At 66.1% G+C, this 431-nt stretch carries 1 protein-coding gene; it reads right to left on the bottom strand.

All coding sequences use genetic code 11. The features are described 5' to 3' along the window. Positions 1-431: ABC transporter permease (locus AB6A66_RS17520; protein WP_371056907.1), on the bottom strand; the 431-nt coding region annotated here is incomplete at both ends.

The raw sequence follows: 431 nt of genomic DNA, 5'->3' as shown, positions 1-431 counted from the left end.
GCCCGAGCCGCCCGTCAGCTTGGTCCCGCCCAGGACGACGGCGGTGATGACCCAGAGCTCGTAGAGCGTGCCGTCATTGGGGTTCACCGACCCCGACTCGGAGTAGAAGACCACCGCCGACAGCGCGGCGAGGAAGCCGATGATCATGAAGTTGATCATCATGTGGGGGCCCACGCGGATGCCCGCGTTCACGGCCGCCTCGCGGTTGTCGCCGATGGCGTAGGCGTTGCGCCCGTGGACGGTGCGGTTCATCAGGTACCACATCGCGGCCGTCACCATGAGCAGGAACCAGGTCGCCGTGTGGAGACCCAGGAACTGCGCCTCTGCGAAGTCCACGAGCGTCCAGTTGAGATGCGAGGTCGGCTGCTCGCCGTTGTACATGAAGACGAGCCCGCGGAAGCCGAGCATCGCGCCGAGCGTCACGATGAAGG

This window comes from Rhodosalinus sp. K401, from assembly GCF_041365735.1.
Lineage (GTDB): Bacteria > Pseudomonadota > Alphaproteobacteria > Rhodobacterales > Rhodobacteraceae > Rhodosalinus.
Note: the sequence above shows the minus strand (reverse complement) of the source record. Positions and strands in the feature narration are given on the sequence as shown.